Genomic DNA, 9124 nt, shown 5'->3' on the forward strand with positions numbered 1-9124 from the left:
AAATTAATCGAGTGAAACTACGATGAATATGAAAACACGATTAGATTGCCGTACACTTGGTGTACGGATCTCTTAGAGCTTCAATCCTCTTTTGCCGATTAGCTTTCAAACCTTTTCTCAGTCATTAGGCATCGAGCGGCTCGATGTTGATCTCGATAACTCCGAGCTCGATCAACTGCCGAAACATCCCACCAAACACTGGCTGAGCAGAAGGCATATTGCCAGATTAGAACTGTCTGAGTGTGATTATACGGGCTTTCCGCGTTTCTACATAAGAGCGAGTTCAATAGCCGAATATAAAATATGGACCTAAGGGAATGGTTCCTCGCTGTTATTGCTTATCTCCTCGGAGGTATTGCTTTACAGATCGGTGGAAGCGGAAATATTCTCTATGGATACTCCGTATATGCAATAATGTTCATTTCCGCTTGGTTTGCCGTGGGTTGGCCCATTGTCAGCCATTGCTCAATAAATAAGCAGATCTCATCGAACGGCTGTTTCAGGCGAGAATATATCTGAAGAATAGGATTTCAACAGCGCCATTATTACCGGACAGCCACGAGACCGGCGAGAACGAGTAACGCACCAGTAGCAATCGTTAACAGCGGCGTGCTGAGACTGGAGGTCGAATCAACCGTGAGCCAGAGCGCGGTACCCAAACAACTAATGGCGACGACTGCGCTGAAGACTTCGATACGACTTGGCTTGGCAGTTCCAGTCCGGACTCGGGTATACAGGGCGTGTCCCAGCACAGTAGTGGGGAAGATACCTGCGACCACAAGCGCGAGATGAACGGCAACCACGCCCGCCGTGTCGAGTACAGGAATAATGTCACTCGAAAGTGTCCCAAGAGCATACAATCCAAGCAGTCCCACCAAGAGAACCGCAAGGGAACGTTCGACACTACTGGCCGACAGACGCGGGAAGCGGGAAACCGTCTTACCCATGCTAGAGATTCCCGTCCAAAGCGTCATAAGTTCTCCGTCAAAAAGTCGAGATACTCTATTGGATAGTACGCGGGCTCATTCTAACAGTTGATTCATCAAGCTATAAACGAAATCAAGCCATGGAGAATAGTTCTATGACACCCTCTTGATCGGTAGCTCGAGAACACCCATGTCAGGACCGATGTCGATCGTGGCGTGTCTCGCCTCCTCGTCACGTTGCCAGACCGACTCACCGGTCGGCATGCGAGCGCGTGTGATACGACTGTCCAGACTTGAATTCTGTCAGTTCCTCGATCCGCGACTCGAGCTCTTCGACTTCGTCACGAAGCTGGTCGGCATCGTCAGCATCGCTCGCCGCAAGTTGGTCTTTCAGCCCTTGGAGCCGCGTCTCCTTGCGGTCTTCGTCCACCTCGGCTTTCCGAACGTACTCGGTTTCTTCAATCTCGTAGACGTCGCGTTCAGCGACATCAGTCACCTCGAGGGCGTCGTCAACCTTCCCGCGATCAATGCTCACCACCCGGTCACGGTCGATCCCGGCTGATTCGAGCGTGTCCAGCACCACCTCATCGTCTTTGAGCGAGCGGTTCGTCCGAGCGGTCCGCTGGACCGAGCCGTACGATCCCGAGACCGGTCGGTCGTGATGGAGTCGGTCTAAGAGCGTGTCCGCGATCTCTTTGCGGAGGTCGTTAGCGTTCCGTTGAACGTCCGAAAGCAAGGTATACAGGTCGATGAGTGTCCCTGTCTCGACCTCCTCGAGCGCTGTAACCTCGTGGCGTTCCAACGCGTCGACGAGCAAGAGCGCGTCCGCGTAGACATCGAGATCGGGTTCTGTCCGTTCGTCGGGAGCAGGCTCAGAGGACGGGTCCTCGTCCAATAACAATGAGGTGGTTGGCTCTTCGGTCTCGATGATCACACCTTGGTCGTCATTCACCTCGAATCGTGGATGGAGACTCAATACCGTCGGGTATGGATCCGCATCGGGTGGGAGTCGATCAAGGTCGAACCCATCGGTAGAGTCGGTGACACGCCGATATAGTTTCTCGAACTGGTCTTGCTGGAGAGGTTTCGACTCACCGCGGTCTGTGAACCTGATGATGACACGGTGTTCCTGGACGCCAGTTATCTGAAACCGGTCGTTCGAGAGTGGTGTTCGGAACGTGGCCCCTTCCGGAAGGTCATCTAACCGCTCAAGAAGATTGTGCCAGGTGACCCGAAACGACATATTTGTTCTGAGAGAGCGAGATGCTAAATGTCTGAGGTTGCTCACAGAGATTATCGATCAATTCGTCATCGGAGGGTGAAAGTCACTTCTCGGTTTCGGCGACGGAGATAAGACACAACAGGAAGATACGATTGAGTCCACGGATTCAAGATATTTCTCCACGAATCGTCGCATATGACCGATGGTTCAAAAACCTCACCTTCGTTTCTCTCGTCGCTTCCGAGCCAACCCATTACCGATGACATCGTGAAACAGATTGGCGAAAACGACAACCCAAAAATTCGCGGAGCTATGGGTTTTCCGGGGTCATCCCCTGGCACGATCGAAGCGTTCCTGCTGGATATGAAAGCGAAGACACATGTGATTGTCTTTGATCCAGACGCGGAACAATGGCACGTTTACAAATCATTCGAAACCAAGGGGATGAACCATCAACAGATGGTCGATTATGCGAGCGAACTCGCCAACGAGTGGCTCGCCCAAAGCCTCTCGGACCGCATCGCAGCCGCAAAAAACACTGAGCAGGACACATGATTCCCGTGCCACATTAACATTCTCTGTGGAGCTACAAACTAGACACGAATAATCGCACACCTACAACGGTTTGTCTGCTTCACACTACGCTCGAAGTGTGACCCCACCCACCCCGGATTGTAAGTGTTCTCACGACTGTTAGGGTCCCTGGGGGGACATACTGCCCAGAGATGTACTATATAAAAGCCGGGTAAATGGCTCCATTCGCACACCCCTAATTGTAAGTGTAAACACACGCTTAAGAGCCGAATTATGTGAAATTTCTAGTTTAACTATACTCTATTATGTTGCTTCTACCCATAACTATATAAATTATTATATAGGTAGGAGTAGATCCGACAACAAAACAGTGGATTAACCGAGAATCAAGGAGAAAGCCCCGTGCTTTAGCGCGGGGGTGAATCCGACAACGGAGACGCCAACCACGATTATTAATTAGGCCGACAGTGTATCGTAGTGTAAGCACATCAGGCGAAAATTGGAGTTAGATTGGAGCCTCGGTCAACAAAAAGCAACCCTGCGTCGGATGTCTACTCGACCAACGTGGTTGAGTCGGGTTAATGTCACGGCCCGTGAGGTATAAGTGGATACCCAAGCACACAACGTCACTTCGGTAGCCCGACGCACTCCTCACAAACCACAGCCAGACCCTCGTGCTCTGGTCAGGGCGCCTTCAGGGACGCACAAACGGCGTGCTGTCCCACGAGGAGCGGGAAGGATGTCAAATTCGTGTAGAACCGGTCCTACCGTTTTGACTCATGGAACACTTACAATCCGGGGTGGGGGTGTTGAAGACAGATAGGAACAGATACAACACTTACAACACTTACAAGGTCGGGTTTCAAGTACGTTGCCTAATACGACGTGATATGGACTCGCCATTCAAGGGTGTAAACGATATCTTTCAGACGAAGGAGCCCTTTGAAGAGGCATATCATCCTGAAGAGATCCTTGAACGGGACGAGGAGATCGAGACGTTTGCTGCGGCTTTACAAGACGTACTTGATGGCTTTGGGCCGCCTAACGTGTTTATTTATGGCCAGACAGGCGTCGGGAAAACTGCAACGACTCATAAGGTAACTGAGTATCTTGAGGCTGACGCCATAGAGGCCGGAGTGAACCTTACTGTCTTTAGCATCAACTGTAACAAGCGAGATACGACCTACAAAGTCATCACCCACCTCGCCAACGAACTCTACTCAGAAAAGACGTTCAAGCAAGGTCATCACCCAGATACACTCTGGGATCGTATCTATACCGCGCTCGACGAACTTGGGGGGAGTATTCTTGTTGTCCTCGACGAGATCGACAAGCTCGGCGAAGATGAGGAGCTCCTCTATGAATTCCCTCGAGCGAATGCGATGGGCGAACTTGAGCACGCAAAGGTAGGCATTATCGGCATTAGTAATAATTTCAAATTCCGTGAGAGCCTTTCCCCCCGAGTCAAATCCACACTAACCGAACGAGAGATTCAGTTCTCGCCGTATGACGCAAATGAACTCCGAACAATATTGAACTACTACGCAGATTTAGTTTTCTACGAGAATGTGCTTAGTGACGATGTTGTTCCCTTGTGCGCAGCTTTCACCGCCCAAGACACGGGTGATGCACGAATGGGACTTGATCTTTTGGAAACTGCTGGCGACATAGCTCGTCACGAGGACGCTGACCATGTTGTTGAAGAACACGTTCGGATCGCCCGCTCACAAGTAGACCGGGCGAATACTGAGCGAATCGTTACCAATCGCCTGACTGTCCAGATGCAAACTGTGTTGGTTGCAACGACGTTTCTTGATGTCGACCAGAGTACGGACGCCAAAGTCAAAACCATCTATTCGTTCTATAAGGATCTCTGCGATCGCCTCGATATCGATGTGCTTTCTGAATCTCGTGTGCGGGATCATCTAGACACGCTTGATATGTTTGGGCTTCTCGAAACGGAAGAAGTGAATCTCGGTCGTCGTGGCGGCCGGTCGTATATTTATTCGATTGTGGATGAGCCACGAGTTGTCATCGAGACGCTCTACAATATGGACCGCTTCGAAAATCTCTTCGGTGACAGCGCCGAGGAGTTCCTAGACACGTATGAGGCTGACACACGTAGCGATATTCAGACAAAGCTCGGTCTGTAAGCACCAGATACACTTACAATCTGGAGGGCGGACCACCAGTCAAACACTTACAATTGGGGGTGTGTAGCGACCGTGAACTCTTACAATATGGGGGTCGGCGCTCGGTAGAACACTTACAATTGGGGGTGTGTAGCGACCGTGAACTCTTACAATATGGGGGTCGGCGCTCGGTAGAACACTTACAATTGGGGGTGTGTACGAGATTCTGTTCTATCCCGTGATCTCTACGAGCGATACATGAAGATCTGCGGCCGTCTCGACGCTGATAGCGTGAGTGAACGTCGTGTCCGTGACCACCTCTCGGATATGAATATCCTCGGAGTAAAACACGAGATTTAGGTACGTTGGCTGGCTTAAAATCGTGATACTTGATGATCGAAATTTCTGATTCGCTTCGTTCTCTGTTCAGCGCTCAAATCGAAGAACGTGACGGGTCATATGTCATAGATATCCCGACGAGTGAAATCGAACACGACACACTCGCTGCCGACGAAACGTACCGCATCGCGCTCCTGGCGTCAGGATCTTCGACAGGCCAGAAAGCCCAGCAAGAACAACCCCAATCGGCTGCGCAAGAACCAACTCCGACGTCGGACGGTCCGCCTGTCGATGAGGGTGAGGTCCACGATGTGACGATCGAGACGACTGGTGATCAAGGCGATGGCATCGCGAAAGTTGAACACGGCTACGTCGTGATCGTCCCCGGCGGACAACCCGGTGATGAGCTGACGGTCGAGATTGAGCAAGTCAAAGAGAATGTCGCGTTTGCCAGCATCGTCGAACCCGACTCACGGGCGCTGTAACGTCGTTTTACTGGCACCTGTCTATTTGACTGGGATGAGGGTGTCATAGAACTCTTCTCACACCTTGTTGACTGACTTGTGGATCGCTCAGTACAGGGCATTCATGTACCGATCGCGTACTTCCCCGCTACCTGTCAGGAAAGTCGTGTGAGATACAGAGCGTCAGCTCAGCAGTAGAGGGCCGTCCAAAATAGACGCAATTCTACATTTTGCGCAGTTTCAATCGGTAATGGTATAATGATCTGATACTATCTCTCATACGTGGTAGCGCTTATATACGGATTCTTGATTATCGGACTCTTTGCCGGGGGCTGGCTGTGTTGGTTTAGTTATTCAGTACTGCGGATGGATCCACAGCTCGGTCGTCTCGCACTGACAACGGCTGTCGGCATCTTGGGTGTTGGAAGCGTTCTCACCGCAGCAGTCGGTATTATACCGTGGCTTCCGGGTCCAGAGACGAATGATCAGGTGTGGTTGCTCCTGCCACTTGTGACCTGGAACCTGATGACTGCGCCGTGGTTTGTATTTACGCTTCAGTACACCGGAGCGCGTCCGGCGATCAGTCGTCGGTTGATAGTGGCACTGACAGTACCGGTGTTGCTAGTCCCACTCCGTGTTGGTCTCCAAGCAAGTCCGGTTGAATTACCACCAGCGATTACAGGCTTTACTGCCACAGTCGTTTTTGCGTATGTACTTTCGCTGGTTGCTTCCGGCTGCTACTTGTTATTTCGACAAAATAAAAACGACGCTCGTTTCTCGTTACAGCAGGGTCTATCACTTTCAGCCATCCCTATCGGGTCGTTCTTGCTCTGGAACCTCTCAACCTTTGAGATAACAGCGACCGCGATGGTGGTTGTATTTGATGCCGGGACGATTACCGTCTGTGCAGGCTTGGCTGGTGCTCGCTACCGGTATGGTCTCTTCAATTCGATTCCGGCAGTCGGAACGCTCGGTGAAGAGGCGCTGATCAAACAGACAGACGATCTAATGTTTGTCGTTGATGCAGATGAGCAAGTCATACAGAGCAACCGGATCGTCGTCGAGAAACTCGACACGACGCGGAGCGAGCTTCTAAATAGTAAAATTGACGACGTCATAGGGTACGAGATTGACGAAATCGTGGCTAGCGAGACTATCACTCTCGAAACGTCTGCTGGGGTTCGACAGTACGATTCGCAGCTATCAGCCGTTACCGGTCCACATGGCAACAGGCTTGGAAGTGTACTCAGCTTTCGTGACGTGAGCGACCGTGAGATCAGCCAACAGCGACTGTCCGTTTTGAACCGAGTGCTTAGACATAACCTTCGAAACCGGATGGATATTGTAAAGAGCCACGCTGAGGCCCTTCCAAGTAACGTGGAGGAACACAGTTCATCGATCATTGGGGCTGCCGATGACGTTGTTGCTCTCAGTCAGCAAGCAAAGCAGATCGATCAGTTTGTTTCGGCCCAAGAATCTAGCAGTCAAGTCGATCTCACGCAAGTAGTAGAGGCAGTATTAGACCGTCTTTCGAGCACGGACGTGACCGTCACTACCGACATGCCGGAAACGGCTATGATAGCCACGAATCAACGGGCTGCCACGAGCGCGATCGAAAGTACATTAGAAAATGCGGTTAATTACGCAGCTTCGTCGGTGGTAGTAACGATCACAACCTCAGAGGGAGGCTACTGCGTGATCATTAGCGACGACGGTCCAGGGATTCCTGTAGCGGAACTCAACGCTCTAGACAGAGGTACAGAAGACCCACTGAAACACACGACTGGACTAGGATTGTGGCAACTCAAGTTGGCAGTGATGGCACTCAACGGAGACGTTTTATTTGAAATAGATAACGGAACGACCGTAAGAATCGATATTCCCGATAACGCAGCATCTGAGATAGAGTAACTTGGTGATTACAAGATAGGAGGTCAAGTTCCTTTAGTTGCCACTGTACGAGATACGCGTCCTGTATCTCGCACAGGTAGCTGAACCTCTCATTGAGCTGGCAGAATTTTTGACAGTCAATACGCAGGTGCGTTTTATCGGCTTATTCGGCTGTAAATTCACGAAATAAATATCGTGGCAACTCCTCTATGACACTCTATGGGATCATTGGAACCCTGACTATCCTGATCCACCCTACTCGCTTCCGGGCTTCCCGATGTACTCCGATTTCATCGTCCCGTTTTCACGATAGTAGCGATAGAGATACGGGCCGTGCATATCCGCGGGGTCTCCGCTGGCGCACTTACAGCTATCGTCGCCACAGGTGACTTTTTCTTTGACGACGGTCCCGCTTCCTGCGCTATCGGACTCGTCGACGGGCTCGGCAGTCTCGGGAAACTCCTCGGTGTCAACCGATTGGTCGCGATACTCGATGAGCGCCTCGACGTAGTTCCGTATCTCGTGGAGTGTCTCCGTATCCTGTTTTGGGAGCCCCTCTGCGAGATACTTCGGGAGCGAGGTGGGTGGTGACGGCTCCTCCATACCTTATGTAACAACTAGTCCCACTTTAGCGCTCGGGTGACACATAAGGAGTTGAACTCGCTTTACCAACTGTGAGCTCTTCAGCAATTACTCGAGATCGTAGGTCGCAATCTCGTGAGATCCACACTTTGGGCATTCATCAGTATCGACCGGGCCTGATGAGGAACCGGATACGCATGTCCCCCCACAAGTAATGTAGATCGAATGAGTTGGGGTGTGTAACGAATGTCAGACTCGACGGATCCAGCCTCTCGTATCACGGATCTTTCGTCGATCGAGCCGGAGAACTTCAAATTCCGAAATACGCAATTTCTGAGAGCAGATGGCCATCACTACGACAATCCACACGACGAGTCGTTCCTTGAACAGCGTAAGGAGATCTGGCGAGTGAGAAATGGCGATATCGAACGGGTTCTCGAGGAGTTCCCAACTGATCGGCCGCTTCCCGAACAGTGCGCGCTCTGGATACACGCGCTCGTAGGGAAACACTTCTTCCCGGATGCGAACCACCGTACTGCGATCGTTACATTGCGAAAGCTGCTCCGTGACAACGGGTTCGAACCGGGAGAATGGTCGACGGAGCGGGTCAAACGGGTGCGAGCTGAGTCACACGACGTTCGAAGAGAGATACCTCCGATCCATCTCGACAGATTGTATGAAACGGACGAGCTGTATCGCGTCTGGCTTCAGTTCTTCGGCGAGGTCCTTCCTGAAGAGTATCTCTGATTACTCTTCGTCGTCGTCGGTGTCGTCGTCTGCGAGCGCCTCGTACAGTTCTTCGTTCTCCTCGACGTCCTTCGCCATCTCTCGCTCACTGTCCCAGTTCATTATATACCGTTATCTAGGTAGCCGTACAGTGAAAAGCGTACCTCTCCCCGGGATGCTCGTTATACTGTCAGCTAAATATTCTTTAGGTTAGAGTGTGATTAGCAAGTATGTCCACGCTTGACGCCGCCACTCTTGACGACCTCCGCGACGCTCTCGCGGAGGTCGAAGATAAAAAGCCGACACAGC

8 protein-coding genes and 1 pseudogene are annotated in these 9124 nt (G+C 51.4%); 6 read left to right on the forward strand and 3 right to left on the reverse strand.

All coding sequences use genetic code 11. The annotated features are described in order from the left end of the window. Window positions 1–545 precede the first annotated feature (545 nt). Window positions 546–947, reverse strand: a complete 402-nt coding sequence (locus tag EXE41_RS17940; protein WP_137691713.1) for a hypothetical protein — start codon at window positions 945–947, stop codon at window positions 546–548. Between the two features lie 229 nt (window positions 948–1176). After that, the gene (locus EXE41_RS17945) at window positions 1177–2169 is read right to left on the reverse strand and encodes a hypothetical protein (RefSeq protein WP_137691720.1); all 993 of its coding nucleotides are present in this window, start codon (window positions 2167–2169) and stop codon (window positions 1177–1179) included. Between the two features lie 174 nt (window positions 2170–2343). Here EXE41_RS17945 and EXE41_RS17950 point away from each other — a divergent pair, with 174 nt between their 5' ends. From EXE41_RS17950 to EXE41_RS17970, 5 genes and pseudogenes are all read left to right on the forward strand, one after another. Beyond that, on the forward strand, window positions 2344–2703 hold the full coding sequence (locus EXE41_RS17950) for a hypothetical protein (protein WP_137691714.1): 360 nt from the start codon (window positions 2344–2346) through the stop codon (window positions 2701–2703). Between the two features lie 869 nt (window positions 2704–3572). After that, entirely contained in the window at window positions 3573–4835 is a 1263-nt protein-coding gene (locus EXE41_RS17955; RefSeq protein WP_137691715.1) for a Cdc6/Cdc18 family protein, read from the forward strand. A gap of 216 nt (window positions 4836–5051) precedes the next feature. Next, window positions 5052–5174 (forward strand): annotated as a pseudogene (locus tag EXE41_RS20075) (cell division control protein Cdc6); the annotation flags it as partial. A gap of 32 nt (window positions 5175–5206) precedes the next feature. Continuing rightward, window positions 5207–5638, forward strand: coding sequence for a TRAM domain-containing protein (locus EXE41_RS17965; protein ID WP_137691716.1), 432 nt, complete (start codon window positions 5207–5209; stop codon window positions 5636–5638). Between the two features lie 285 nt (window positions 5639–5923). Further along, window positions 5924–7528: a sensor histidine kinase gene (locus EXE41_RS17970; RefSeq protein WP_158294441.1), complete on the forward strand. Its 1605-nt coding sequence runs from the start codon at window positions 5924–5926 to the stop codon at window positions 7526–7528. 234 nt (window positions 7529–7762) lie between these two features. On the opposite strand, the gene EXE41_RS17975 is transcribed toward EXE41_RS17970, so the two are convergent. Continuing rightward, the gene (locus EXE41_RS17975; protein ID WP_137691718.1) at window positions 7763–8110 is read right to left on the reverse strand and encodes a DUF6788 family protein; all 348 of its coding nucleotides are present in this window, start codon (window positions 8108–8110) and stop codon (window positions 7763–7765) included. Window positions 8111–8335: 225 nt separating this feature from the next. On the opposite strand from EXE41_RS17975, the gene EXE41_RS17980 reads away from it, so the two are divergent. Continuing rightward, on the forward strand, window positions 8336–8836 hold the full coding sequence (locus EXE41_RS17980) for a hypothetical protein (protein ID WP_137691719.1): 501 nt from the start codon (window positions 8336–8338) through the stop codon (window positions 8834–8836). The last annotated feature ends 288 nt before the right edge of the window (window positions 8837–9124 follow it).

The organism is Halorubrum sp. SD690R, assembly GCF_005435035.1.
GTDB lineage: Archaea > Halobacteriota > Halobacteria > Halobacteriales > Haloferacaceae > Halorubrum > Halorubrum ezzemoulense.

Coding starts and splice junctions, on each gene's coding strand:
- EXE41_RS17945 (WP_137691720.1), bottom strand. CDS start 2,169: ATGTCGTTTCGGGTCACCTGGCACAATCTTCTTGAGCGGTTAGATGAC.
- EXE41_RS17965 (WP_137691716.1), top strand. CDS start 5,207: ATGATCGAAATTTCTGATTCGCTTCGTTCTCTGTTCAGCGCTCAAATC.
- EXE41_RS17940 (WP_137691713.1), bottom strand. CDS start 947: ATGGGTAAGACGGTTTCCCGCTTCCCGCGTCTGTCGGCCAGTAGTGTC.
- EXE41_RS17980 (WP_137691719.1), top strand. CDS start 8,336: ATGTCAGACTCGACGGATCCAGCCTCTCGTATCACGGATCTTTCGTCG.
- EXE41_RS17975 (WP_137691718.1), bottom strand. CDS start 8,110: ATGGAGGAGCCGTCACCACCCACCTCGCTCCCGAAGTATCTCGCAGAG.
- EXE41_RS17950 (WP_137691714.1), top strand. CDS start 2,344: ATGACCGATGGTTCAAAAACCTCACCTTCGTTTCTCTCGTCGCTTCCG.
- EXE41_RS17955 (WP_137691715.1), top strand. CDS start 3,573: ATGGACTCGCCATTCAAGGGTGTAAACGATATCTTTCAGACGAAGGAG.